The sequence below is a fragment of the Lederbergia citrea genome (genome assembly GCF_018343525.1).
GTDB lineage: Bacteria > Bacillota > Bacilli > Bacillales > Bacillaceae_C > Lederbergia > Lederbergia citrea.
Map to the genome: position 1 here is coordinate 1 of NZ_JAGYPH010000001.1, position 25,110 is coordinate 25,110.

Genomic DNA, 25,110 nt, shown 5'->3' on the forward strand with positions numbered 1-25,110 from the left:
GTCCTCTGGCCGGCACCATTTTTGGTCAATTTTAGAAATTTATTGTACGAGCCATTAGCTCAGTCGGTAGAGCATCTGACTTTTAATCAGAGGGTCGCAGGTTCGAATCCTGCATGGCTCACCATTTTTTTTGCGGGTGTGGTGGAACTGGCAGACACGCTAGACTTAGGATCTAGTGCCGTAAGGCGTGGGGGTTCGACTCCCTTCACCCGCATAGAGTAAAGCGGAAGTAGTTCAGTGGTAGAACACCACCTTGCCAAGGTGGGGGTCGCGGGTTCGAATCCCGTCTTCCGCTCCAAATGAAATGCCGGGGTGGCGGAACTGGCAGACGCACAGGACTTAAAATCCTGCGGTAGGTGACTACCGTACCGGTTCGATTCCGGTTCTCGGCATAGTAGTTTTATTTGCGCCCGTAGCTCAATTGGATAGAGCGTCTGACTACGGATCAGAAGGTTATGGGTTCGACTCCTGTCGGGCGCGCCAATACATATCTTACAATTGAGATATACGGGAAGTAGCTCAGCTTGGTAGAGCACTTGGTTTGGGACCAAGGGGTCGCAGGTTCGAATCCTGTCTTCCCGACCATCTTTAAACTTATAAAATGGGGCCTTAGCTCAGCTGGGAGAGCGCCTGCCTTGCACGCAGGAGGTCAGCGGTTCGATCCCGCTAGGCTCCACCATTTTTATGAAATTATCCTATATTGGCGGCGTAGCTCAGCTGGCTAGAGCGTACGGTTCATACCCGTGAGGTCGTGGGTTCGATCCCCTCCGCCGCTACCATATAGAGGACCTTTAGCTCAGCTGGTTAGAGCAGACGGCTCATAACCGTCCGGTCGTAGGTTCGAGTCCTACAAGGTCCACCATTATACTTATTTGGAGGTATACCCAAGTCCGGCTGAAGGGATCGGTCTTGAAAACCGACAGGGGAGTCAAATCCCGCGGGGGTTCGAATCCCTCTACCTCCTCCATATATTTTGTTTAGCTTATCGTCGCGGGGTGGAGCAGTCCGGTAGCTCGTCGGGCTCATAACCCGAAGGTCGCAGGTTCAAATCCTGTCCCCGCAATTACAATAATTCAGGTTTAAACTCCTGAATTATCTGGTCCCGTGGTGTAGCGGTTAACATGCCTGCCTGTCACGCAGGAGATCGCGGGTTCGATTCCCGTCGGGACCGCCATTTTTCTAAAGTAATTATGTTTCAGTATGAAAATATATCATATGGCTCAGTAGCTCAGTCGGTAGAGCAAAGGACTGAAAATCCTTGTGTCGGCGGTTCGATTCCGTCCTGAGCCACCATTCATTTTTTATCATAACAATGACATGGCGGTTGTGGCGAAGTGGTTAACGCATCGGATTGTGGCTCCGACATTCGTGGGTTCGATTCCCATCAGTCGCCCCATTATAACGAATTTAATATGCGGGTGTAGTTTAGTGGTAAAACCTCAGCCTTCCAAGCTGATGATGAGGGTTCGATTCCCTTCACCCGCTCCATATTTTACAATATGGGCCTGTAGCTCAGCTGGTTAGAGCACACGCCTGATAAGCGTGAGGTCGGTGGTTCGAGTCCACTCAGGCCCACCATTCCGCAGTAGCTCAGTGGTAGAGCTATCGGCTGTTAACCGATCGGTCGTAGGTTCGAATCCTACCTGCGGAGTTTTGGGGAAGTACTCAAGAGGCTGAAGAGGTGCCCCTGCTAAGGGCATAGGTCGCGTAAGCGGCGCGAGGGTTCAAATCCCTCCTTCTCCGCCATACCTTATTTAACATTTACATATGGCCCCTTGGTCAAGCGGTTAAGACACCGCCCTTTCACGGCGGTAACACGGGTTCGAATCCCGTAGGGGTCATCCTGATTTGCAAAAAAGCCATCCAATCGGATGGCTTTTTTGATTTGTTTATATTTTAATTAAGATTCTTCATCATCCACATAGCCGTCAGTGAGTTTATAAGGAACATCTCCAAAGGGTGCTTCAATTCCTTCTTCATCCAATCTTTCTTCGTATTCCATTTTCTCCTCTGACATGAAGATTTTCGTATCCTTTCCTTCTATATCGTTTCCAATAAACGTTTCATATTCTTCAGTGAACCCATCTTTTAGTTCATCTTGATATAATTGATCGTAGTCATTAAAATCTCCCTCGAAATCAGAAGGGGTTTCTGATGTTCCGAACTTGGCTACTTCTTGAAAACTGTCACGATAATGCCTTACAGGGCTGCTTTTGTCACGGCCAGCAAAGGAATTATCCACTGCCGGATCCAATATTTCTTCTTCGACAGGGCGATCGCTGGGTAAAATTTGTTCAGGACTATGTTCCACACAAAAAGTTGTATTAGGGATGGCCTCTAGTCGTTCGTAAGGGATATCTTTTCCACAAGTTTCACATTTCCCATACTTTCCCGAATCGATTGCCTCAAGGGCCTGTTTAACCTTAACCAATTCCGATTCAGCATGTACGGAAAGGGCCATGTCCCTCTCACGTTCGAAAAGTTCAGTCCCCATATCTGCTGGATGATTATCGTACATAGATAATTCTCTTTCCCGGGCATTTGCACTCTCGACAACTTCTCCTTCATTATCAATATTAAGAGTAAGTTGATCGAGCTGATTTAAAAGTTCACTTTTCAAGTAGGAAATTTGTTTATCTGTAAGCATGTTGCCACATCCTTTTCATATGCAATCATTATAGTATGAACGTTTTTGCTAAAGCTTATTTGTTCTGAAATAATTATGCCGTATTGTTCGTATCTTTCCTTTTTCTCTTCAAAGTTAAACCTACACAAAGAAAAACAGCACTTGCAAATAGCAAGTGCTGTTGATTTTAAAGAAAATAGCCGATAAATAAACCAATGGACATGAGAAAGCCGAAAATTGTATTTGTTTGTGCAGTTGCTTTCATTGCAGGCATCATTTGAAGCGGCTCTGTTTTGCCGATGAATCCCCTGACAGCCTTCAAAGCTTTTGGAATGCTAATAAACGTAATTAGCAACCAAGGAGATGTATCAGTAAAAAGGATGAGAAGTACAATCCAACTGTAAGAAACAATAAACATTCCGGCTAGTAATTTAATCGCATTCTGTCTGCCAACTAGAATCGCGAGGGTTTTTCGGCCATTCTTTTGATCACCGTCCAAATCGCGAATATTATTGGCTAGCATGATCGTTCCGATTAAAATAGAAACGGGGATGGACACGAGTATACTTACGTTTGTGATGTATCCCGTTTGTATAAAGAAGGAGATTTGAATAATGACTACACCCATGAAAAATCCTGACATTAATTCGCCAAAAGGCGTGTAAGCAATTGGGTGCGGCCCGCCTGTATAAAAATATGCTACCGCCATACAGATAAGTCCGATCACTGCAATCCACCAGCTACTGCTTGCGGAAATATAAAGACCAAGTAAAAGTGCTACCCCAAATAGTGTAAAACCGAGGCGAAGTACTGTTCCTGGCTTAACTCCATTCCGAACAATTGCCCCACCGATACCGACTGAATTTTCGTTATCGAGGCCTCTCGCATAATCAAAGTACTCGTTAAACATGTTTGTTGCCACCTGAATTAGGAGGCTGGCAAACAACATTGCTAAAAAAAGTGGTATATGAATAGAATTATTTTTGACTGCCAATGCTGTTCCAAGTAGTACAGGAACGAAAGCAGCAGTCAATGTATGAGGACGGGTTAGTTGCCACCATACCCGCCAACCTTTTTCTGCTGGCACGACAGAATTTGTCTGTACATTCATGCGTTGTCTCTCCCTTAATATATATATAAACTTCACCTCTTAAAGTGTAGGTAATGAGGGTGAAAGTGTCAATCTATTTCCGCTATATCATGAAGGGAATCATTTCCGCAAGCATGAAAGCTACATTTAGGTCGTGTATTCATATATAATAAGATAGTAAAAGGATAATTAAAGTTCGGTGCTTTAGGAGAGATTATGTTGACGAAATCATTATCGCAAGCTAACTTTGCCATTGAAACGGAGCATACAAGTAATGAGGGCATTGACAAGCTTTTTAGTTATACATTTAAAATAGATTCACGCCACCCTATCGACTTTTTCACCTATAATCAGCCTGCTTTTACTGGCAGAAGATTTTTTTGGAAAAGTTCAGACCAATCATCATGGATAGTGGGAATTGGTGTATCTCATGTTTTTTATGGTAAAAACACAAATGAAAGATTTAGTGAAATCCAAGAACAATGGGAAACATTGATAAACGATGCAGAAATTGAAAATCCATACGAAATACCCGGAACAGGACCGCTGCTATTTGGGGGTTTTTCTTTTGATCCGGAGAGTAAAAAAGAAAAAGAATGGCAGTCGTATGGAAATTCATTATTTTATTTACCGAAGTATATGTTAACAGCAAATGATGAGCAGTATTATTTAACGATAAATTTTATGGACCAATCGGCTTCAAGTAAAGGGATGTTGCTAGATGAAGCATCTCAATTTGTAAATCAGCTAGAGAATTGGAAGGTAACCTCCAGTGATATTCCAATCTACATTAAAGATAGCGATGAGATTGGCAAAGATGAATGGGTGCATACGGTAAAAGATATCGTGAAAGATTTAACCGAAACAGATCTTCAAAAAGTGGTTTTTGCTCGGAAAATGAAGCTAAGGTTTGCAGACCAAGCTTCTTCGTCGTATGTACTGCAACAATTAATTGACCAGCAGCCAACCAGTTTCATTTTTGCCATGGAAGCGGAGGAAAGCTGTTTTCTCGGAGCTTCACCCGAGAGACTCGTGAAGAAAACCGGTGATCACGTATTATCTACTTGTTTGGCGGGATCGATGGGGAGAAGTAAAAATGTGGATAAAGATAATGAGCTCGGTAATTTTCTATTAAAAGATAAAAAAAACTTATTTGAACATGAGCTTGTTGTCTCAATGATTGAGAATGCGTTAAAGCCATACTGTGTGGAAATGAACATTCCGGAAAAACCAATCCTAATGAAAACACCTGATATTCAGCATTTATATACACCGGTATCTGGAAAAACAAAGCCGGAAAGTTCAATTTTTCAAATTGTAAAGGATCTTCATCCAACTCCAGCACTAGGTGGGGTTCCAACTAATGCTGCCATGAAAGTCATTAGGGAAAAAGAGAATATGGACCGTGGTTTCTATGCAGCACCGCTAGGATGGGCGGATTATAGAGGAAATGGGGAATTTATCGTTGCTATTAGGTCCGGTATATTAAAAGAAAAAGAAGCCGTTTTATTTGCCGGATGTGGACTAGTGCCCGGTTCTGTACCAAAAGATGAATTAGTCGAAACAGGCATTAAATTTCTACCAATGCTGCGGGCTTTGAGAGGAGAAAAGGAATGAAACATCAAGAAGCACTTACCCAATACTTAGCTGCGTTTGTGACAGGTCTTGTCCATGCTGGCATCAAAGATGTCGTCATTAGCCCCGGTTCCCGATCTACCCCTCTGGCTATGTTGATGGCCGCGCATACTGACTTGCGAATATATATGAATATTGACGAACGGTCGGCCGGCTTTTTTGCACTAGGACTCGCAAAAGCATCACGTAAACCAGTAGCTTTGCTATGTACATCTGGCACAGCAGCAGCCAATTACTATCCGGCTGTTGTTGAAGCAAGTCTTTCAAGGATTCCCCTCATCGTTTTGACAGCTGACCGTCCGCATGAACTCCGTAATGTCGGGGCGCCACAAGCCATTGATCAAATTCATTTATACGGTCACCACGTAAGATGGTTTACTGATATGGCATTGCCTGAAGAAGGACGAGCCCAGGCTAATTATGCGGAAACATCTGCAGTCAGAGCAGTAAAGGAAGCAACGGGGTTACCTAAAGGTCCTGTTCATTTGAACTTTCCTTTTCGCGAACCGCTTATCCCAATACTTAATCCAAACCCATTTAGTCAGCAAAGGCCACCGTTATTGATTGAAAATGGCCGTCTTTTATTGCCTATTGAATCAATCAAAAAGCTTGCCGAAGAATGGCAGACCATTGAAAAAGGTTTAATTGTTTGTGGACCGATTGATGAACTTGGATTTTCCGAGAGTGTACAAAACTTGGCGGAAAAACTCGGTTTTCCGATTTTAGCCGACCCTCTGTCTCAACTACGGAGCAATGTTGTGACAGATAATCATGTGATTGATAGCTACGATGCAATTTTAAAATCCGAGAAAGCAGTGGAACAACTAAAACCAGAGTTGATTATTCGCTTCGGCGATATGCCTGTATCAAAGCCACTCTCATTATTCGTTAAGAACCTCCAAGATTTACAATATGTGATCGTGGATGGTGGGGCAGGATGGCGGGAACCAAACCATATGGCAACAACAATGATAAATAGTGATGAGGCCATTTTTTGTGATGACCTAGCTGCTCAAATTTTGGAGTCAAAAAAGTCAAAGTGGTTGAAAATGTGGCTAGAAATGGACGTAATTGCAAAAGACGCAATTTCAACTTATATGGTTCCAAGCGAAGAACTTGAAGAAGGAAAGGCTATATTTGAACTGGCAAAATTACTTCCTGAGGACAGTACTGTTTTTGTTGGCAATAGTATGCCAATCCGTGATATGGACACATTTTTCCATAAAAACAAAAGTAATATTCGAGTGATGGCTAACCGCGGGGCTAATGGAATCGATGGAGTTGTGTCATCCGCTTTAGGTGCTGCGGTGCACGAGCGGCCACTCTTTCTTGTCATAGGGGACCTATCGTTTTTCCATGATATGAACGGTTTGTTAGCTGCCAAGCTACATAAGCTAAACATTAATATTATTTTATTGAATAATGATGGTGGCGGCATTTTCTCCTATCTGCCTCAGGCAAAGGAACCTAAATATTTTGAATTATTATATGGGACTCCGACGGGGTTGAATTATGAACATGCAGTACAAATGTATCATGGTCAATATACAAAAATCTTTGACTGGGATGGCTTTAAATTAGCAATATTAGAAGCTGTCAGTCATGAAGGCTTAAATGTAATTGAAATTCCGACAGATCGTGCTAAAAATCTTGAGTCTCATCGCGAAATGTGGCAGCATGTTTCCCGGGAAATAAACAATTATTTACAGGATGTTGAATAATGCTGATAAATGTCGATGGGGTGGAATATTATATCGATGTAAGGGGCGAAGGAGAACCACTTGTTTTCTTACATGGATTTACGGGTGATAGCACAACATGGGAAAAAGTAAGTTTACTATTGAGCCAATCATTTCAAATTATCGCGGTTGATATTATTGGACATGGTAAGACTGCTTCTCCTGGGGATATAAGCAGATATACGATGAGTAATGTTGCTAAGGATATAATTGTCATTCTCAACCAATTAAAAATTAATAAGGCACATATATTGGGATATTCGATGGGAGGAAGACTGGCACTTAGTTTCGCCATGCTTTATCCTGAAAGAATCCTTAGTCTTGCTCTCGAAAGTGCTTCCCCAGGCTTAAAAACACCTGATGAAAGGAGGGAAAGGATTAGGCAGGATGAAAAGCTAGCTAATATGATCTTGGATAAAGGCATTGAAGAGTTTGTAAATTACTGGGGACAAATACCTTTATTTAAATCACAAGAGCGACTTCCAAAGTCAATCCTTTCCGAGATTAGAATTAAGCGCCTGTCGAACAACCCGCTTGGCTTAGTAAATAGCTTAAGAGGAATGGGGACGGGATCGCAAACCGCCTGGTGGGATCAACTACAAAATTTGCACATGCCCGTATTATTATTATGTGGTGAGCTAGATGTTAAGTTTTGTGACGTTGCTCATGAAATGAAATCACTGATTCCACATGCAAAGCTTGTCGAATTTAATGGTGTAGGCCATGCAATTCATGTGGAGGATCCAATAAAGTTTGGTACAATAGTAAGAAAGCAGTTATTGAAACAAAATTTTACATAACAAGGGGGAAATCTTTATGGCAATTCAATGGACGAAAGAAAGAGAATATGAAGATATTCTTTATGAAACATACAACGGTATCGCAAAAATTACGATTAACCGACCTGAGGTACATAATGCATTTACACCGAAAACAGTGATGGAACTAATCGATGCTTTTGCGTACGCAAGAGATGATCAATCAGTCGGTGTCATTGTGCTAACTGGGGCTGGTGGAAGAGCATTCTGTTCTGGCGGAGACCAATCAGTAAGGGGACACGGAGGGTATGTTGGGGAAGATAATATTCCTCGTTTGAACGTGCTTGATTTACAAAGGTTGATCCGAGTAATTCCTAAACCAGTTGTGGCGATGGTAGCTGGTTATGCTATCGGAGGCGGACATGTTCTGCATGTTGTTTGTGACTTAACAATTGCAGCTGACAATGCCGTGTTTGGCCAAACTGGACCGAAAGTAGGCAGTTTTGATGCCGGATATGGTTCTGGATATTTGGCGCGGATAATCGGACATAAAAAAGCGAAGGAAATTTGGTTCCTATGCCGTCAGTATAACGCGGAGGAAGCGCTAGATATGGGTCTTGTTAATACGGTAGTACCCCTTGATCAATTAGAAGCAGAAACAGTAAAATGGTGCGAAGAAATGCTTGAGAAGAGTCCTACTGCACTCCGATTTTTAAAAGCAGCTTTTAATGCGGACACAGATGGTCTTGCCGGCCTTCAGCAGCTTGCTGGGGATGCAACACTCCTATACTATACGTCAGATGAAGCTAAAGAAGGAAGAGATGCATTTAAAGAGAAGCGGAAGCCAGACTTTGATCAATTCCCAAGATTTCCGTAATAAAGGGGTTAGGCTCTATTAGCTAGACAAAAAATTAGACCTGATGGCTAACACCGTCAGGCTTTTCTTTTTTAAAATAGTAATTTAAGGGGTTTTAATCATGGGAGAAACGATTCCAAATTGGCTTCTTCAACGAGCATATTTAACGCCGAATCGGACAGCGCTTGTTTTTGAAAATCAATCGTGGTCCTTTCATCAAATGACCGAAATTGTCATGGACATGGCTTTTTCCCTTCATTCTCTAGAATTATCGCAGAGCAACACGGTGGCTGTACTGATGAAGAACCGTCCTGAAACAGTGTGGGTTATTCATGCGCTTCAGCAGATAGGTGTCAAAACCGTTTTTCTTAATCATAGACTGACAGCCTCTGAATTAACTTTTCAAATAAAGGATAGTGGTGCCGAAGTAATAATATATGATGGTGATTTCTTACAAACAGTGGAAAAAATACTTTCGCAATATAAGATACAAGCATTTACTGTTGATGAAATAAACCGCTTCGATAAAAAGGAGTTAACGGAAACGGAATTTTCTCTCGATCGAGTATGTTCAATCATGTACACTTCTGGAACGACTGGAAAGCCAAAAGGTGTCATGCAAACATACGGCAATCATTGGTGGAGTGCTATTGGATCTTCATTAAATCTTGGACTTCAAGCAAATGATGCTTGGCTTTGTACAGTGCCGATTTTTCATATTAGTGGTATGTCGATTTTGATGAGAAGTGTCATCTACGGTATTCCCGTTTATTTGATGGAACAATTTGATGAAAAGAAAGCAAACACCTTATTGCAAAGTGGAAAAATAACCATCATGTCCGCAGTATCAGCGATGATGAATCGCATGCTTGCTGTTTTAGAGGATAAAACCTACCATGCGAATTTTCGGTGCATGCTTCTAGGCGGGGGACCGGCTCCGCGTCCACTTCTAGAGGAATGTTTGAATAAAGGAATACCTGTATTTCAAACGTATGGGATGACAGAAACCTCCTCGCAAATTGTCACACTATCCCCGGAAGATAGTTTGAAAAAAATTGGTTCCGCAGGTAAACCCATATTTCCATCGCAAATAAAAGTGGTTTCAAATAGCGGTCAAAGCTTACCCAATGGAGAAATTGGCGAAATTACTGTAAAGGGGCCCAATGTAACGATTGGTTATTTAAACAGAGAGAAAGCTAATGAAGAATCCTTTCAAGATGGCTGGTTTTCAACAGGTGACCTTGGCCATTTGGATGAAGAAGGTTTTTTATACATACTTGATCGGCGTTCTGACTTAATCATATCTGGAGGAGAGAATATATATCCGGCAGAGATTGAAGAAGTGCTATTAGAGCATGACGGGGTGGTTGAAGCAGGTGTGACGGGAGTAGATGATCCTATTTGGGGTCAGGTCCCATATGCTTTTATTGTTTCAAAGCAGGTTTTATCAGTAGAAGAGTTATTCCATTTCTGTCATGAAAGACTCGCTTCATATAAAGTTCCTAAGCAAATAATTCAAATTAAAGAACTGCCGAGAAATGGATCGAATAAGCTTATGCGCAGGAATTTAATTCAATATATAGATTGATTCATGAAGAGGGGCTGTATGGGACAGCCCCTCTTAACTTTGTCCTTGGAAGTTTGTGCGTCCAAAGGCTTGTTTACTTTCGTTTAAATGTTTGGCAGTCGGTTTCATGTTCAGTTTCGGCTTTTTTTCCAGTATGACTTACTACATAAATTGAATCAGCAGAACACTGATTGCCGTTTTTCCAATAATGACAGTTCTGCACTTCACATAAAACATCTTCCGCCATGTGTATCACTCCTTTTAAGATATAGATACACAAATAGTTTTAGACTTTATGATCAGCCTTATGAGAGGAAATATTAAGCATCTAGTTAATCTTTCTTATTGTTCTCGGGAACAGGGTCCATTCCTCCGGGGTGAAACGGATGGCATTTCATTATTCTTTTTATGGTAAGCCAGCCGCCACGTATAGCACCGAACCGTTGAATGGCTTCTATCCCGTATTGGGAACAGGTTGGGTAAAATCGGCAAGTTGGTGGTTTAATGGGGGAAATAACAACTTGATAAAATCGAATGAATTTCAATAAAACAGATTTAAGCATATGATCGCTTCTTTCTATCTGATGTACACTTTTTTCCTTTGTCACTACGTAAGTTATTTTAGCATAATTCAACCACGTCAGGAGAAAATAAACCTGTTTGACAGGAGAAAAAGAGGGTAATTATTTAGTAGGAGGAGTGATAAAATGGCTGTAAATGATACGAAAAAATTAACACAAATTGTAAATAAACAAGTTGCCAATTGGACGGTTCTTTTTACAAAGCTACATAACTATCATTGGTATGTAAAAGGACATCACTTTTTTGTTCTTCATGACAAGTTTGAAGAACTTTATAATGAGGCAGCTGTTCATATTGACGAACTGGCAGAAAGATTGCTTGCACTTGAAGAAAATCCCGTTGCGACTCTAAAAGAATCATTGGAAATGGCAAGCATTAAAGAGGCTAATGGTGAACAAGACGCTGAAAGCATGGTTCAATCTATCGTTGATGACTTCACGATTATTATTGAAGAATTAAAGGAAGGCATAGACCTTGCTACGGCGGCGGGTGATGATACGACGGGGGATATGCTGCTTGCTGTCCATCAGAGCTTAGAAAAGCATAATTGGATGCTAAAAGCATATTTAGGATAAGTGAAGGGCTGTCCCAATTTATGGGACAGCCCCTTTTCTATGTATGAAATCATTAATGCAAATGTTTGGATGATGCGGGATACCCCTCTGATTGAGCAAACTTCCCCTTTAACGCTTCCAGTAAGTACAAACGAATGAAATATTGTAGTTCATGTTCATTCATATCCTTTACAATCCCCATTAATTCATCCCGGTCGTAATGCTCTAATACCGCAAATGTAATCATATCTAAATCTTCTTCATCACCTGATAGCTTATCGCGATACATGGCAAATAACTCGTCAACTAGCTTCATGTTGTTTCTCACCTCTTTTATTATAAAATGATCATCCCATATTCATTCTGTCCAATCAACTAATATTTGTCTTATACCCGCATAAAAAATTTGCAATCAATATTTTTTAGAAAAATCCTGTTAAGAATAAAATAGGTGTGAGAGCAGCAAAATATGCATAGGATTTTTTTTATCAGAACGCAATGATGAGGAGGATGAAGATCGTGGAGGACAAGAAAACATATTATATATCGGTTGGTGCGGGAGAAATTATGACCACAGCAAACGATTCTCCATGGCAATTTAAAATTGAAGCAACGGATGATGAAATAACACGGCTGCGGGAGATATTTGATTCCAATTATGATAACAGTATAGATGATTTTCTTCGCGCCCATATCCCATTTATAGAATACCATAATGATCCGACAAATGATCAACATGACGAAAATTTAATTCGAATTTATGAAATGATACACCGGCTTGGAGATGAGGAAGCTAGAAATCATGTAGAGAACATGGGAATATTGAACGGTTTTACAAGTGAATAAAAAGAGCGCTAATTTCGTACTTGATCCATTGTTTCAAGTATAATGGTTCTATCTTGTGCAGACATGGAGAGAGTACGATGTTTGAATTTAATGACGTAAAAGGAAATCAGGTCTTCCTTTCCTTTAAACAAGCTTCCTTTTCTATTGAAGCGCGACACGTTCTAGTCATATGCCGCTTTCAAAAAAAGTGGCTGCTAACAAACCATTCGGTGCGTGGCCTCGAATTTCCTGGTGGAAAAGTAGAAGACCAAGAAAATATAAACGAAACCGCATTTAGAGAAGTATATGAGGAAACTGGTGGGATTGTTCAATCACTCACCTTTATTGGCGAATATTTTATTGAGGATGTAGATTTGGGGCCATTTGTAAAAGCCATATTTTTCGCTCATATCGATAAACTTGATGTAAAGGCCGATTACATGGAAACAGGAGGACCTGTTTTAATTAGTGACGATATTTTAGCTAAGCTTCCTAATCCCGAATTTAGCTTCATTATGCAAGATGAGGTAGTATTACGAGCCTTGGCCAAAGTAAAAGAACTAGGCCTAATATAAGTAAAAGGCTGTTTCCACCTTCGGAAACAGCCTATTCTTTATCTTTAATTAATTTTTTTTCGAGCCATTCGACTACTTTATACATCATTGTCGCAAAAATGGCTATGAGCAATAGTGAAAGCATGACGAGCGTGAAGTTGAATACCTGGAAACCATATATGATCATGTAGCCGAGCCCTTTCGCAGAAACGAGAAATTCTCCGACAATGACACCTACCCAGGATAAACCAACATTCACTTTTAAAGTAGAAATGATCGTCGGAAAAGAGGCAGGGAGGATGGCTTCCTGAAATTTTTGCCGTCTCGAAGCCCCGAAAGTACTTAACACTTTTAAATAGTTATTATCAACACTGCGAAATGCTGTGTAAACGACGATCGTTGTGATAATTATAGATATGATGGCGCCCATTGCAATGATGGAAGTAAACCCGGGACCAAGTCCAACAATCAAAATAGGTCCAAGAGCAACCTTTGGCATGGCATTCATGATTACGAGATATGGGTCAAGGATTTTAGATAGAAAAGGGGACCACCATAGAACGGCTGCTAAGATTGTACCTAGAATCGTTCCAAGGACAAAGCCGAACACTGTTTCAAATACAGTTACGCCCAAATGTGTAAAGATCGTAGAATCGGCCACTTTTTCAATGAATAAATTTCCAACTTTTGATGGGTAACTGAAAATAAGTGGGTCAATCCATTGGAGTCTGCTCGCTATTTCCCAAAAAGAAAAAAGAATGATGAAAATGAGAAGCTGATAAAAAAGCACCCATTTTTTTTCTGCGGCTATTTTTTGTTTATAATGCTCATACAGGAGATTTGGGTCCACTATTTTCCTCAAGCGACTCCAACTCCTTCCATATTTCTTGAAATAAAATGTTATATTCCTCTGTACTTCGAGCATCAAAGGGCTTCAGTTTTCGGAGTGAATTCGGTACTTCGAACGTTTTATGAAGCCTGCCGGGATTAGCGGAAAAAAGCAAGATTCGGTCGCTCATAGCAATGGCTTCTCCGATATCATGGGTAACAAGCACGGCAGTTTTTCCATATTCCTTCAATATTTCAAAGACGAGGTCTTCTAGTTTCAGTTTGGTTTGGTAATCAAGAGCGGAAAAAGGCTCATCCAGAAGCAGTAATTTCGGATTGACTGCCATTGTTCTAGCTAAAGCTGCTCTCTGGCGCATGCCGCCTGAAAGCTGTCGGGGAAATTGCTTCTCTACCCCAGCCAAACCTATTTGCTCTAAAAAGTATAAAGCAGTGAGTTGAGAAACTTCGTCGAGCCGTCCATTTAATTTAAGTCCAAGTAATATATTTTCTTCTATCGTTTTCCACGGAAATAAATAATCCTGCTGAAGCATATAGCCAATTAAATTGGAATGGTAGGCAGGGGGCTTTTGATCTATGGTAACTGAACCAATTGTGGGCATGATTAATCCTGACAAAATCGAGAGCATGGTTGTTTTTCCGCAGCCACTTGGACCTAGAAGTGAGACGAATTCTCCTTCATCAATTTTAAAGGAAACATCCTCCAATGCTTTTGTGGCAGAGGAGGGAGAAAAATAATGGTGGCCGACTTTTTCAACAACGAGAAAGCTCATAACACGGCCCTCCTTTATTTTTTGGTTACCTTTTCCACAATCTTTGTATTCACAAGCTTTTCATATTCAACTTGCTTAGGTAATTCGCCGGCTTCATCCATGATTGCTTGTAGATTATCCCAGCTATCCTTTGTTAGCTTCATTTCTTTTGCAAATGAGCCTTGGCTTTTATAGCGCTCAACTACCGTTGCCAATGTCCCAAGATCTGAGTCTTCGAAGAAAGGATGAACTACTTTAGCAATCTCTGCAGCACTGTTATCTTCAACCCATTGATGTGCTTTATGGAGTGCGCGGACAAATTTTTCTACTGTCGCTTCGTTTTTGTCAATATAGCTTGCTTTTGCCATAAATGATGTATATGGTACCTTGCCAGACTCTTTACCAAAAGAAGCAACAATATGACCTTTTCCCTCTTTCTCAAAAATGGAGGCAGTTGGTTCAAATAGCTGAACATAATCTCCTGTACCTGAGCCGAAAGCATTAGCAATATTTGCGAAATCGATATTTTGGATTAAATCTAAATCTGCATGAGGATCAATTCCGTGCTTTTTCAATACAAATTCCCCAACCATTTGCGGCATTCCACCTTTACGCTGGCCAAGAAATGTGGAACCCTTTAACATTCCCCATTCAAAATGATCAATTTTATCTCTAGAGACGAGAAAGGTTCCATCTGTTTGCGTCAGCATGGCAAAGTTAATGACTGGATCCGATGCCCCTTGCGCATAGACGTATATGGACGTTTCTGAGCCTACAAGCGCAATATCAGCACCGTCAGACAAAAGGGCTGTCATCGTTTTATCCCCGCCCCAGGCTGTTGTTAATTCGACATCAAGACCTTCATCTTTAAAAAATCCTTTTTCAAGTGCAACATATTGGGGAGTATAGAAAATGGAACGGGTTACTTCGGCCAGCCTGACTTTTTCTAAGTCGCCTTTTTGATCACATGCTACTGCGGTCATTGCAACTAAAGTGGCAATAACAATGAGGATTAAGGCTTTCAGCATTGGTTTCATCGATTAATTCCTCCTTTTAAGTGCCTGGTGAGGCAAAATTAACTTGGGCTACCATATCGTATGAACTATAAGAAAATGTGTGATAGCCTATTTTTAGAGGAAAAGGAACAATATGAATGGAGGGAGTAAAATATCAATGGCTATACAATATATGCTGGAAATACAACCGTTTCCTTCACCAAATCCGTTCGTACGATTATTTTCCGTTACATATTTATCCGGTGAATTAAAAGTGAAAGGTTTACTTGCTGAGCCAAAAGAGCCGGGATTGTACGAAGGTTTCCTCTACTTAAGAGGTGGGATTAAAAATGTTGGGATGGTTCGCCCGGCGAGAATTGCACAATTTGCAGCGGAGGGGTTCATCGTTTTTGCCCCCTTCTACCGTGGCAATCGAGGTGGGGAAGGCAACGAGGATTTTGCTGGTGCAGATAGGGAGGATGCTTTTACTGCCTTTGAATTGTTAAAGGCGCACCCATCTGTGAAGAAGGACCGAGTACATATATTTGGTTTTTCGAGAGGAGGGGTGATGGCTTTGTTAACTGGTATTCACTATGTGGATGCCGCTTCTATTGTGACATGGGGAGGAGTGACAGATATGGTACTCACCTATGTTGAAAGGAAGGACCTAAGAAGAATGATGAAAAGAGTCATCGGCGGAACACCAAAAACAGAGCCGAAAGAATATGAATTTCGTACACCACTCTATGAACTGGAAAAGTTGAAGGCACCGGTCCTCATTATTCATGGTGAGTTGGACGGAAACGTATCAATAGAACATGCTAAGCGCCTTGAGAAAAGATTGAACTCCCTTGGGAAGTATGTAGATACTTGGTATTTTAAAAATTTCACACATTATTTTCCTCCAGCTCGAAATCGAGAAGTTGTCACCGATTTATGCATGTGGATGAAACGGCAATCATGTATAATGGAAGCAAGTGAAGGACGCGCTAATCAGTAATAAAAACGGATAAGGGGGATTCAGAATGGGAATGCCACTTGAATTGAATACGATGATCGTTACAAAGGGAAATGAAAAAAGACAAAATGATAATATCTTTACGCTTGAAAAATCGGGGTATAGACTATATCCCATTGATATTCCACTAGAGGTCCGCTATTCCAAGGACAGTGAAAACAGGGCAACAGCTGTTATTCAAAAAGTGGAATGGGCAAACGAAACTACGATTGTCACTTATAAGCTTGTATCTTTGCACTCGATTAATTAACAAACAAACCCGCAGGTTTTCTCCGCGGGTTTGTTTGATGTGGCCTGTTATACGAGCGGGCCACCCATTTGCTCAATTTTTTTATCTATATCGGCAAAATGAGAAAAGTTTTCTTTGAACTTTCCAGCAAGTTGAGTTGCTATACGCTTGTAATTCTCCTCATCCTCCCAAGCTTTAGAAGGCTGCAGCACCTCATCAGGAACTCCGTTAATATGAAGCGGAATGTTTAATCCGAAAATTTCATCTTTAATTGTTTCCACATGATTTAATTCTCCGTTTATTGCAGCTTGGACCATCGATCGCGTTTCACTCAGTTTCATTCTTTTACCGGTTCCATATTCGCCGCCAGTCCAGCCGGTGTTTACTAGAAACACTTGAACCTGATGGTCGTCAATTTTCTTGCCCAGCATGTTAGCATAGCGTTCAGCTGGAAGAGGCAAAAAAGGCGACCCAAAGCAAGTTGAAAAAGTCGCCTGAGGTGAAGTCACATCACGTTCAGTTCCGGCAAGCTTTGATGTATATCCACTTAAGAAATGATACATCGCCTGTTCCTTTGTTAGTTTGCTAATTGGAGGCAAAACTCCAAAGGCATCAGCAGTTAAAAAGATAATTGTAGACGGATGCCCAGCTATACTTGGATCGACATTATTTTTGATTGCTTGAATTGGATATGCTGCTCTTGTATTCTCTGTTAAAGAAGTATCGCTATAAATGGCTTGACGTGTATGTTTGTTGACGCTTACATTTTCCAAAACTGTGCCAAATGAAATGGCTTCGTATATTTGCGGTTCTTTTTCTTCCGTTAATCCCGCTGTTTTAGCATAGCAGCCACCCTCAATATTAAAAACTCCATTAGAGGACCATCCATGTTCATCGTCCCCGATTAACCGACGGCTTGGATCAGCTGATAAAGTTGTTTTACCAGTTCCGGATAAGCCGAAAAAAAGCGCAACATCGTTATCAAGACCGACATTGGCTGAACAATGCATGGAGAAAACATCCTTTTCAGGAAGAACAAAATTCATGACGGAGAAAATAGATTTCTTCATTTCTCCTGCATATTCGGTACCACCAATTAGTACGATCCTCTGTTCAAAAGAGACGATAATAAAAGTTTCAGAGTTTGTGCCGTCAATTTCGGGTGAAGCTTTAAAGCCGGGAGCAGAAATGATCGTGAATTCTGACTCGAACTCTTTTATTTCTTGATCCAAAGGTCTAATAAAGAGCTGATGGGCAAATAAGTTATGCCAAGCGTATTCGTTGATTACTTGAATGGGCAGGCGATACTGCTCGTCCGCACCTGCAAAGCCTTTGAATGAAAAAATTTCATCTTTTGATTCCAAATAATCGGTTACTTTTGAATATAGACGTTCAAACGCTTCGGGGGAGATGGGTTTATTAACGGCACCCCAATTAATTTTGTCGATACTTGCTCGTTCTTTAACTATGAATTTGTCCTTAGGGGAGCGTCCGGTGTATTTTCCAGTTTCTACACGAACGGCGCCTGAAGATGTGAGAATTCCTTCATTTCGGTTTAGGATTTTTTCTACGAGCTCTGGAACTGAAAGTTGAAAATGAATGGTCGGTCCGTTCTTTGATGATTCATATTCACGCTTCATTCCTAATAAATTCATCTCATTTTCATCCTTTTTGGATTTATTTGATAAAAAGTATAGCATATTAAGGTTAATTGTCTATGATAATAACGACTCATATAAATGCTTAAAATTTTTCTTACACAACATATTAAATAGATAAAAACTCGCGTAAAATACTTTCAGGTTGACTTTATTCGGTAAAATAGGTTATTATTTTACATTGAACGGATACTCTTATCCTGAGATGGTGGAGGGAACAGGCCCTATGAAACCCAGCAACCTACTGACAAGCGGAAACGATTGTTTCCCAGGAAGAAAGGTGCTAACCTGTTGCAAGGCCAAGCCTTGGGCGATAAGAGTGAAAGGCTCAGAACAAATGTCAAAACCTTTCCTCTACATGAATGTAGGAGAGGTTTTTTTATTTTTCTAAAGCTAATTTTCATTATTAAGGGAACGAGTACCGTTAAAAAATAATATATGGATTGAAGATATTGTTAAAGGAGGAACATGATTGATGTCCAAAAATCGTCGTTTATTTACTTCAGAATCTGTAACAGAAGGACATCCGGATAAGATTTGTGATCAAATCTCTGATTCCATTCTGGATGCGATTCTTGCGAACGATCCGAATGCTCGCGTTGCCTGTGAAACATCTGTAACAACGGGCCTCGTGCTTGTAGCAGGGGAAATTACAACGAGTACTTACGTGGATATTACGAGAATAGTCCGGGATACAGTGAAAGAAATCGGCTATACACGTGCTAAATACGGGTTTGATGCGGATACTTGTTCTGTACTAACTTCCATTGATGAACAATCACCCGATATTGCTGCAGGTGTTGACAAGGCGTTGGAAGCGCGAGAAGGTCAAATGTCTGATGAAGAAATTGACGCAATCGGTGCGGGAGACCAAGGCTTAATGTTCGGGTACGCATGTAACGAAACGAAAGAACTCATGCCGCTTCCAATTTCGCTCTCACATAAGCTTGCTCGGAGATTGACAGAAGTGCGTAAAGAGGAAATATTACCATATTTACGTCCTGATGGGAAAACTCAAGTAACGGTTGAATATGACGAAAATGGCAAACCGGTAAGAATTGATACGATTGTTATTTCGACACAACATCATCCTGAAATTAGCCTTGAGCAAATCCAGCGCAATATTAAGGAGTATGTGATTGCACCTGTTGTTCCAGCTGAGCTAATGGATGATAACACGAAATACTTTATTAATCCTACTGGCCGTTTCGTTATTGGCGGACCACAAGGTGATGCAGGACTTACAGGCCGGAAAATCATTGTCGACACTTACGGCGGGTATGCACGTCATGGCGGTGGTGCTTTCTCTGGTAAAGATCCGACAAAAGTAGACCGCTCTGCAGCGTACGCTGCACGCTACGTAGCGAAAAACATCGTGGCTGCAGGTGTAGCTGACAAATGTGAAGTCCAGCTTGCATACGCAATCGGTGTAGCCCAACCCGTTTCAATTTCAGTCGATACTTTTGGAACTGGCAAAATTGCTGAAGAAGTATTGGTTGAAGCAATTAGGGAAAACTTTGATCTCCGTCCTGCTGGAATTATCCGCATGCTCGATCTTCGTCGTCCGATTTACAAGCAAACAGCAGCCTACGGACATTTCGGCCGTACTGACCTTGATTTGCCATGGGAAAGAACAGACAAAGCTGAAGCAATTCGGAACATAACGCTTAAAAAGTAACAAAATAAGAGCGGAGGCGCAAAACATGCGGCTCCGTTTTATATTGCATAAAAGTTGGAGTAAAACAAAATCAGTAAAAGAAGTGTCGTGTTAACTCCTTTCTTTATTTGATAAGTTGTTTTTTTGTATAGATTGTTGCTTTTTGAGGAAATACCTGCTATCCAGAGATTGTCGTTGTTTTTGAAAACGACCGTTTCGTTAATAATAACAGTAGTAAAAATAACCCGAGAGCGATAATTGCATCAATCCATCCATAATAGAATGACATTTCTTGATTGAGGGTTACGTCGATTATTTTAGAACTCGATGTACTTCCATCAGCTCCAAGGTAAAACCATGTAAAATCCCAAGACCAATGAATTCCTGCCACAAACCATAGGGAACGAGTCACAATATAACAGGTAGCAAAAAATAGACCAGAAAAGAAGAAGAAGAATATTCTTGAAATATTGAAATTTCCATCTACTAAGTGCCCTAGAGTGAAAACAGTTGCAGAAATAATGATAACAATCTTATTAGAAAAGTAAGGGTGCAACATGTTTATGAGATAACCTCGGAATACTATTTCTTCAGCAAAACCGATGTATGCCGTTGAAACCAATAAAATAACGGTCGAAATGATTAGGGGATTAACATCAAAAGATATTGGATGAAATGTTATGATACCTGCGCTAAACATAATGATGTATCGAAATAAAATATAACCTACTCCAATTAAGCAACCAAAGAACAAATAACGTAACCATCTTTTCTGCATCTGTAAGCCTATTTGGGAAAAACCTCCCTGCTTCGTCCATTTGGAAATGAAATGCATGAAAATAATTGAGCATAAGGCAGAAAGTATCCATAATATCGTATCCGTTTGCAATACAGTAAATAGGATCATGCCCCAAAGAAATAAAAGCCCTAAAATTTTATACAACATGAAATTTCCCTCCTTCATATAATATACTCTGGGCATTCACCCAGTCAGATGGTACAGGTTTTCTTGTGCTATTTTTTATTTCCCCTTCTACATTTAATAGGGGAATATTTCTCTTTTTTTAGTAAAGTTACCCGTTCTATATTGAACGAGATAATAATCTACATACAACTGAAAGCCGGCCACAGTTGATTTCCGTTCCAGGCGGACGCTTTCCGGGGGGCGTGCGTTGAGCCTCCTCAGTCGCTTCGCGCCTTGCGGGGTCTCATTTGCCACGCTGATCCCCCAGGAGTCGCCGCCTTCCACTCCAATCAACTAAGATATGCTTTTGCTCATGGTGAGACCACGATCATACCCTGTTTCAAAATATCCCTTCCTTTTCATACGATTTCCGTGAAATGCTTAAGTTCGTTATTTATACAATGAAACTTTGTTGCCACTTTTGTCGGAAACACTTTACTTTTCAAAAAAACAACAATAATCGCCGGTGAAGGAATTTATTTCCTTACTAACTGTGATTGGGGTGTTGGAGTTGAAACCTACTGTCGTTCCACATGAAGATTATCAAAACTCTGTTATGGGCCAATTAAGAAGAAAGCATTACTCTGGAAATGTGCTCACCATTGTAAATAATGATTGGCCCATTATTTACAAGTTATGGATCACCGCTCTCTCTTATCTTACTTGTGGCCTAGGATCTCCTATTCTAATAGAGGATCAGAACCACGTGATCCAGCTTCCATGATGCGCTCCTACATTCTGCTCCTTTTGGCTAAACCAACACTTAGCATTGCTGAATGGGTAGATGAATTAGCACCGGCTAACTTTTTATGCCATTAAGATGTGTCAACACATTGACGCTTGGTATGCTTATCAAAAAGATGAACTGTTGTTCCTTACGGTCATATTTTCTCTTCACTAGCTTCTTCTTTTTAAAGGATCTTTTCAAAGGGTTTGTTGCTTTTAAAATAAAAACTGTTGAAGGTTGATTGTAGCGAAAGTGCGAGACTCCTGCGGGATCAGCGGGACAGGTGAGACCCCACAGGCGTTTACGCCAAGGAGGCTCACCGCCCGCCCCGCGGAAAGCGAGCAACTGTAGCGGAAATCAACCAAGTACTATCTTGGTAAGCAACAATGTTTACAAAAACAATCTTTTAAAAACATAAATAAATATGTGACGCTTCTTTGCGTGGAATAAATCTGATCGTTTGTTAACATTACTTCTAGGATACCAAATATTAACAATTTTTGTGTGTTTGTTTTATGTTTTTGCCTTAAACAATCATCTTTACGAAAAAAGCTTTTTTTTTCGTAATTATTACTGCCAAATTTAATAAAACAATGATAGTATTAACAGGTATGTGACGCATGGATTTGACAAACTTTGCGCTTCAACTTTAATAAAGCAGGTGACATTATATGTGTGGTTTTATCGGTTGCATCCATGATCAGGCTACGGACAATAAAGTGCCCGATCAAGCAACATTCAAACAATTGAATGATTTGATTACCCATCGCGGGCCAGATGATGATGGGTATTTTGAAGATGAACATATTCAGTTCGGTTTTCGCCGACTAAGTATTATTGATGTTGAAAGCGGGCATCAGCCTTTATCTTATGAAAATGACCGGTATTGGATTATTTTCAACGGAGAAATCTATAACTTTGTGGAGCTGCGTGAGGAGCTTGTAAAGGACGGATTGGCTTTTGAAACAGCCTCAGATACTGAAGTAATCATTGCTCTTTACAGCCAATTGAAAGAAAAAGCAGTAGAAAAGCTTCGCGGTATGTTTGCGTTTCTGATTTGGGATAAAGAAAGTCAGGAATTATTTGGTGCCCGTGACCAGTTTGGCATTAAGCCCTTCTTTTATAAGGAAGAAGCTGGCAGAACTTTCTTTGCATCAGAGAAAAAAAGTATTTTGCTTGCGATCAATGAAAACGAGTTGAATGCTGATGCATTACAGCAGTACTTGACATATCAGTTCGTTCCCGAACCTGAAACGTTAACGATTGGGATTAAAAAATTGGAGCCTGGGCATTATTTCACGAAGAAGCTCGGTGAATCCATGAAAATATCACGCTATTGGAAAGCCAATTTTCAGCCAATCCAAAAAGCTGAATCCGACTTCGTAAGAGAAATTAAAGATGTATTGTTTGATTCCGTTAATCTTCATATGCGAAGTGATGTACCGGTTGGTTCATTCCTATCGGGCGGGATTGATTCATCAATCATCGCATCAATAGCTAAACAATTTCATCCAAATATCAAAACATTCTCTGTTGGTTTCCAACGGGACGGATTTAGTGAAATTGATGTTGCGAAAGAAACAGCAGACAAACTTGGTGTAGAGAATATAAGCTATGTCATTACGCCGGAAGAATATATGAAGGAACTGCCGAAAATCATGTGGCTTATGGATGATCCATTAGCAGATCCAGCGTGTGTACCGCTATATTTTGTAGCGAGAGAGGCTAGGAAACATGTAACGGTCGCCCTTTCTGGCGAAGGTGCGGATGAATTGTTTGGAGGATACAATATTTATAGAGAGCCACAATCATTAGAAGTATTCAATAAAATCCCTCCTATTGGCATTTCGTTACTAAGAGCACTTGCGAAAGCATTACCAGAAGGTGTAAAAGGAAAAAGCTTTATTGAGCGCGGCGTAACGCCAATGGAAGAACGGTATATTGGAAATGCAAAAATGTTCTCCGAATCAGAAAAGCGCCAAATACTTAAAAGCTACAATGAAGGTATCGATTACCGGGACATTACGAAACCGCTATATGCTGATACGGTTGGTTATGATCCAGTAGCTCGGATGCAATATATTGATATCCATACGTGGATGCGCGGAGATATTTTGCTGAAGGCGGATAAAATGACGATGGCCCACTCACTGGAAGTAAGGGTGCCATTTCTTGATAAGGAAGTATTCAAGATTGCTTCGAAAATTCCGACAAGCTTAAAAACGGCAGAGGGTACAACCAAATACGTACTTCGTAAAGCTGCGGAAGGTATTGTTCCTGACCATGTATTAAACCGGAAAAAGCTCGGATTCCCAGTGCCGATTCGTCATTGGTTAAAAGATGAAATGCATGACTGGGTGAAGGAAATTATTAAAAACAGTAATACTGATCATATTATTAATAAACAATATATCTTGAACTTGCTTGAAGATCATTGCCAAGGGAAGATGGATCATAGTCGTAAAATATGGACAGCGATCGTCTTCATGGTATGGCATTCCGTCTATATGGAAGAACAATATGATTTCCAAAACCAATATAAAACAGCCGGCGCTCTTTCTTAATAAGAATATGTTAGCGCCTGGCTGCCCATTTGCACCCATGACTGCTCGAAGTCTTTTATGGGTGCTTTTTTATTTTTTATGCCTGTTAGTGGATCGTTGAAATAGACATACTCCTTGTCATATCCAGTAATTAAAACAGAATGCTCTTTCATTGTGATTCGAATTTTCCCGGAGTCTGTATGCCATGTTTGAAAATATGAATCTTCTAATTTACGATATTGAGAATTAATAATCACCCAAATAGGTCTCCCATCAGACAGCGGGATTTTCAATTCGTCAAACGATTGTCCAGATAAATTGATGACTCTTCCGGGAATATAGTCTTGCGCAAGTTCCATTATGGGTTCGTGATAAACGCCAAGTCCTGGTTCGCTAAATGTATACATATTTCCGACAAAACCTTTATGTGGATTTCCAAAATGGATTTTTCCATTTTTAATGGTACGAGGAGTAGGATCTTTTTTTATTTCTTTCGCAAGCTTCATTTTATCCGCCTTCACACCTGCGTTTTCAAGCAACATGGCAAGAGTCGTGACCTCACATCCGCGCGGCAGCTCAGGAAATTGTTCAATCACAGGAGCGTTAAGCAGAACTTTGTCTTTAATTTTTATTAACTCCAGATTTTTAATTTGCTCGGTAGAATTCGTATGACTGATCTTTTTTTCAACCGGAGAAATACCTCCAGTCCCGCGTGTGCCGTATACAGTGATTGCCAGGCCGAAAAGAGTAATGGCAAAAATGGAGAATATTGCTGAAAAGATGGGATTTCGCTTATATTTATGGAAGAGCAGGATGAAGACGCCAGCGGCACTTGCGATCGTTATGAACTGCAGTGTTTTCATTGCATGACTCACCTTTATCATAAAAATGGTTTCATGCATTTTATCGGTCAAAATCCTAAAATTTCCATCTTT

The 25,110-nt window shown here is 40.6% G+C and carries 24 protein-coding genes, 19 tRNA genes and 1 riboswitch; of the genes, 32 read left to right on the plus strand and 11 right to left on the minus strand.

Features of this window, described 5'->3' with window-relative positions; genetic code table 11:
* The first annotated feature begins 48 nt into the window (after positions 1 to 48).
* From KHA88_RS00005 to KHA88_RS00095, 19 genes are all read left to right on the plus strand, one after another.
* A tRNA-Lys gene (locus tag KHA88_RS00005) sits at positions 49 to 124 on the plus strand.
* An 8-nt stretch (positions 125 to 132) separates the two neighbouring features.
* Positions 133 to 214 (plus strand) — tRNA-Leu (locus KHA88_RS00010).
* A 9-nt stretch (positions 215 to 223) separates the two neighbouring features.
* A tRNA-Gly gene (locus tag KHA88_RS00015) sits at positions 224 to 298 on the plus strand.
* Between the two features lie 8 nt (positions 299 to 306).
* Positions 307 to 392, plus strand: a tRNA-Leu gene (locus KHA88_RS00020).
* Between the two features lie 14 nt (positions 393 to 406).
* A tRNA-Arg gene (locus KHA88_RS00025) sits at positions 407 to 483 on the plus strand.
* 25 nt (positions 484 to 508) lie between these two features.
* Positions 509 to 585: transfer RNA gene (locus KHA88_RS00030), tRNA-Pro, on the plus strand.
* An 18-nt stretch (positions 586 to 603) separates the two neighbouring features.
* Positions 604 to 679: transfer RNA gene (locus tag KHA88_RS00035), tRNA-Ala, on the plus strand.
* 23 nt (positions 680 to 702) lie between these two features.
* Positions 703 to 779, plus strand: a tRNA-Met gene (locus KHA88_RS00040).
* A gap of 6 nt (positions 780 to 785) precedes the next feature.
* A tRNA-Ile gene (locus KHA88_RS00045) sits at positions 786 to 862 on the plus strand.
* 12 nt (positions 863 to 874) lie between these two features.
* Positions 875 to 967 (plus strand) — tRNA-Ser (locus KHA88_RS00050).
* 22 nt (positions 968 to 989) lie between these two features.
* Positions 990 to 1,063: transfer RNA gene (locus tag KHA88_RS00055), tRNA-Met, on the plus strand.
* A 35-nt stretch (positions 1,064 to 1,098) separates the two neighbouring features.
* Positions 1,099 to 1,174, plus strand: a tRNA-Asp gene (locus tag KHA88_RS00060).
* Positions 1,175 to 1,217: 43 nt separating this feature from the next.
* Positions 1,218 to 1,293: transfer RNA gene (locus KHA88_RS00065), tRNA-Phe, on the plus strand.
* Positions 1,294 to 1,320: 27 nt separating this feature from the next.
* Positions 1,321 to 1,396, plus strand: a tRNA-His gene (locus KHA88_RS00070).
* 18 nt (positions 1,397 to 1,414) lie between these two features.
* Positions 1,415 to 1,488: transfer RNA gene (locus tag KHA88_RS00075), tRNA-Gly, on the plus strand.
* Between the two features lie 13 nt (positions 1,489 to 1,501).
* Positions 1,502 to 1,578 (plus strand) — tRNA-Ile (locus KHA88_RS00080).
* Position 1,579: 1 nt separating this feature from the next.
* Positions 1,580 to 1,651: transfer RNA gene (locus KHA88_RS00085), tRNA-Asn, on the plus strand.
* 4 nt (positions 1,652 to 1,655) lie between these two features.
* Positions 1,656 to 1,746, plus strand: a tRNA-Ser gene (locus KHA88_RS00090).
* A gap of 23 nt (positions 1,747 to 1,769) precedes the next feature.
* Positions 1,770 to 1,841: transfer RNA gene (locus tag KHA88_RS00095), tRNA-Glu, on the plus strand.
* Positions 1,842 to 1,900: 59 nt separating this feature from the next.
* Here the strand turns inward: KHA88_RS00095 and KHA88_RS00100 are convergent.
* Together KHA88_RS00100 and KHA88_RS00105 are read right to left on the minus strand one after the other, a co-directional pair.
* The gene (locus tag KHA88_RS00100) at positions 1,901 to 2,647 is read right to left on the minus strand and encodes a TraR/DksA C4-type zinc finger protein (RefSeq protein WP_213097764.1); all 747 of its coding nucleotides are present in this window, start codon (positions 2,645 to 2,647) and stop codon (positions 1,901 to 1,903) included.
* Positions 2,648 to 2,813: 166 nt separating this feature from the next.
* Positions 2,814 to 3,737 (minus strand): 1,4-dihydroxy-2-naphthoate polyprenyltransferase, encoded by a 924-nt coding sequence (locus tag KHA88_RS00105; protein ID WP_213097763.1) that lies wholly within the window; start codon positions 3,735 to 3,737, stop codon positions 2,814 to 2,816.
* Between the two features lie 198 nt (positions 3,738 to 3,935).
* Between KHA88_RS00105 and KHA88_RS00110 the strand changes: the two genes are divergently transcribed.
* The 5 genes from KHA88_RS00110 (at position 3,936) to KHA88_RS00130 (ending at position 10,292) form a co-directional block, all read left to right on the plus strand.
* Positions 3,936 to 5,333, plus strand: a complete 1,398-nt coding sequence (locus tag KHA88_RS00110; RefSeq protein ID WP_213121235.1) for an isochorismate synthase — start codon at positions 3,936 to 3,938, stop codon at positions 5,331 to 5,333.
* Positions 5,330 to 7,072 carry a 2-succinyl-5-enolpyruvyl-6-hydroxy-3-cyclohexene-1-carboxylic-acid synthase gene (gene menD / locus KHA88_RS00115; RefSeq protein ID WP_213121236.1) on the plus strand — a complete coding sequence of 581 codons (1,743 nt, stop codon included), beginning with the start codon at positions 5,330 to 5,332 and terminating at the stop codon, positions 7,070 to 7,072. The genes KHA88_RS00110 and menD overlap by 4 nt, the downstream gene beginning before the upstream one ends.
* Positions 7,072 to 7,890 carry a 2-succinyl-6-hydroxy-2,4-cyclohexadiene-1-carboxylate synthase gene (menH, locus tag KHA88_RS00120; protein ID WP_213121237.1) on the plus strand — a complete coding sequence of 273 codons (819 nt, stop codon included), beginning with the start codon at positions 7,072 to 7,074 and terminating at the stop codon, positions 7,888 to 7,890. Before menD ends, menH begins: the two co-directional genes overlap by 1 nt.
* A gap of 16 nt (positions 7,891 to 7,906) precedes the next feature.
* On the plus strand, positions 7,907 to 8,725 hold the full coding sequence (menB, locus tag KHA88_RS00125) for a 1,4-dihydroxy-2-naphthoyl-CoA synthase (protein WP_213106670.1): 819 nt from the start codon (positions 7,907 to 7,909) through the stop codon (positions 8,723 to 8,725).
* A 100-nt stretch (positions 8,726 to 8,825) separates the two neighbouring features.
* Entirely contained in the window at positions 8,826 to 10,292 is a 1,467-nt protein-coding gene (locus tag KHA88_RS00130; RefSeq protein WP_213121238.1) for an o-succinylbenzoate--CoA ligase, read from the plus strand.
* Positions 10,293 to 10,365: 73 nt separating this feature from the next.
* On the opposite strand, the gene KHA88_RS00135 is transcribed toward KHA88_RS00130, so the two are convergent.
* A complete protein-coding gene (locus tag KHA88_RS00135; protein ID WP_213097757.1) occupies positions 10,366 to 10,518 on the minus strand; it encodes a DUF1540 domain-containing protein in 153 nt (50 codons plus the stop codon).
* Between the two features lie 85 nt (positions 10,519 to 10,603).
* Entirely contained in the window at positions 10,604 to 10,834 is a 231-nt protein-coding gene (gene yidD, locus KHA88_RS00140; protein WP_213097756.1) for a membrane protein insertion efficiency factor YidD, read from the minus strand.
* A gap of 144 nt (positions 10,835 to 10,978) precedes the next feature.
* On the opposite strand from yidD, the gene KHA88_RS00145 reads away from it, so the two are divergent.
* Complete coding sequence (locus KHA88_RS00145; RefSeq protein WP_213097755.1) at positions 10,979 to 11,428, plus strand: Dps family protein; 450 nt, start codon at positions 10,979 to 10,981, stop codon at positions 11,426 to 11,428.
* A 52-nt stretch (positions 11,429 to 11,480) separates the two neighbouring features.
* Here the strand turns inward: KHA88_RS00145 and KHA88_RS00150 are convergent, their stop codons facing one another.
* Entirely contained in the window at positions 11,481 to 11,723 is a 243-nt protein-coding gene (locus KHA88_RS00150; protein WP_213097754.1) for a DUF6154 family protein, read from the minus strand.
* 194 nt (positions 11,724 to 11,917) lie between these two features.
* Between KHA88_RS00150 and KHA88_RS00155 the strand changes: the two genes are divergently transcribed.
* Both KHA88_RS00155 and ytkD read left to right on the plus strand, forming a co-directional pair.
* Positions 11,918 to 12,253: a hydrolase gene (locus KHA88_RS00155; protein WP_213097753.1), complete on the plus strand. Its 336-nt coding sequence runs from the start codon at positions 11,918 to 11,920 to the stop codon at positions 12,251 to 12,253.
* Between the two features lie 77 nt (positions 12,254 to 12,330).
* Entirely contained in the window at positions 12,331 to 12,807 is a 477-nt protein-coding gene (gene ytkD / locus KHA88_RS00160) for an RNA deprotection pyrophosphohydrolase (RefSeq protein ID WP_213121239.1), read from the plus strand.
* A gap of 31 nt (positions 12,808 to 12,838) precedes the next feature.
* Here ytkD and KHA88_RS00165 read toward each other — a convergent pair whose 3' ends face one another.
* Genes KHA88_RS00165 through KHA88_RS00175 form a run of 3 tightly spaced genes read right to left on the minus strand, consistent with a single transcriptional unit; the run spans position 12,839 to position 15,412 of the window.
* The gene (locus tag KHA88_RS00165; RefSeq protein WP_249312842.1) at positions 12,839 to 13,648 is read right to left on the minus strand and encodes an ABC transporter permease; all 810 of its coding nucleotides are present in this window, start codon (positions 13,646 to 13,648) and stop codon (positions 12,839 to 12,841) included.
* The gene (locus tag KHA88_RS00170) at positions 13,614 to 14,405 is read right to left on the minus strand and encodes an ABC transporter ATP-binding protein (protein WP_213121241.1); all 792 of its coding nucleotides are present in this window, start codon (positions 14,403 to 14,405) and stop codon (positions 13,614 to 13,616) included. Before KHA88_RS00170 ends, KHA88_RS00165 begins: the two co-directional genes overlap by 35 nt.
* A gap of 14 nt (positions 14,406 to 14,419) precedes the next feature.
* Positions 14,420 to 15,412: an ABC transporter substrate-binding protein gene (locus KHA88_RS00175; RefSeq protein WP_213107402.1), complete on the minus strand. Its 993-nt coding sequence runs from the start codon at positions 15,410 to 15,412 to the stop codon at positions 14,420 to 14,422.
* A 145-nt stretch (positions 15,413 to 15,557) separates the two neighbouring features.
* Between KHA88_RS00175 and KHA88_RS00180 the strand changes: the two genes are divergently transcribed.
* Positions 15,558 to 16,379 carry an alpha/beta hydrolase family protein gene (locus tag KHA88_RS00180; protein ID WP_213121242.1) on the plus strand — a complete coding sequence of 274 codons (822 nt, stop codon included), beginning with the start codon at positions 15,558 to 15,560 and terminating at the stop codon, positions 16,377 to 16,379.
* A gap of 25 nt (positions 16,380 to 16,404) precedes the next feature.
* Positions 16,405 to 16,647: a DUF2584 domain-containing protein gene (locus KHA88_RS00185; protein WP_213097748.1), complete on the plus strand. Its 243-nt coding sequence runs from the start codon at positions 16,405 to 16,407 to the stop codon at positions 16,645 to 16,647.
* A gap of 47 nt (positions 16,648 to 16,694) precedes the next feature.
* On the opposite strand, the gene pckA is transcribed toward KHA88_RS00185, so the two are convergent.
* Positions 16,695 to 18,281 (minus strand): phosphoenolpyruvate carboxykinase (ATP), encoded by a 1,587-nt coding sequence (gene pckA, locus KHA88_RS00190; RefSeq protein ID WP_430413686.1) that lies wholly within the window; start codon positions 18,279 to 18,281, stop codon positions 16,695 to 16,697.
* Positions 18,282 to 18,476: 195 nt separating this feature from the next.
* Positions 18,477 to 18,604, plus strand: a riboswitch (SAM riboswitch).
* A gap of 155 nt (positions 18,605 to 18,759) precedes the next feature.
* Here pckA and metK point away from each other — a divergent pair.
* Positions 18,760 to 19,962: a methionine adenosyltransferase gene (gene metK, locus KHA88_RS00195; protein ID WP_213121244.1), complete on the plus strand. Its 1,203-nt coding sequence runs from the start codon at positions 18,760 to 18,762 to the stop codon at positions 19,960 to 19,962.
* A gap of 157 nt (positions 19,963 to 20,119) precedes the next feature.
* Here the strand turns inward: metK and KHA88_RS00200 are convergent, their stop codons facing one another.
* Positions 20,120 to 20,887, minus strand: a complete 768-nt coding sequence (locus tag KHA88_RS00200) for a CPBP family intramembrane glutamic endopeptidase (protein ID WP_213121245.1) — start codon at positions 20,885 to 20,887, stop codon at positions 20,120 to 20,122.
* Between the two features lie 484 nt (positions 20,888 to 21,371).
* Here KHA88_RS00200 and KHA88_RS00205 point away from each other — a divergent pair, with 484 nt between their 5' ends.
* Together KHA88_RS00205 and asnB are read left to right on the plus strand one after the other, a co-directional pair.
* Positions 21,372 to 21,629 carry a hypothetical protein gene (locus tag KHA88_RS00205; RefSeq protein ID WP_213121246.1) on the plus strand — a complete coding sequence of 86 codons (258 nt, stop codon included), beginning with the start codon at positions 21,372 to 21,374 and terminating at the stop codon, positions 21,627 to 21,629.
* Between the two features lie 674 nt (positions 21,630 to 22,303).
* Positions 22,304 to 24,196, plus strand: a complete 1,893-nt coding sequence (gene asnB, locus KHA88_RS00210) for an asparagine synthase (glutamine-hydrolyzing) (RefSeq protein ID WP_213121247.1) — start codon at positions 22,304 to 22,306, stop codon at positions 24,194 to 24,196.
* Here the strand turns inward: asnB and KHA88_RS00215 are convergent.
* Positions 24,193 to 25,038, minus strand: a complete 846-nt coding sequence (locus KHA88_RS00215) for a C39 family peptidase (protein ID WP_213097912.1) — start codon at positions 25,036 to 25,038, stop codon at positions 24,193 to 24,195. The genes asnB and KHA88_RS00215 overlap by 4 nt on opposite strands.
* Positions 25,039 to 25,110 lie beyond the last annotated feature (72 nt).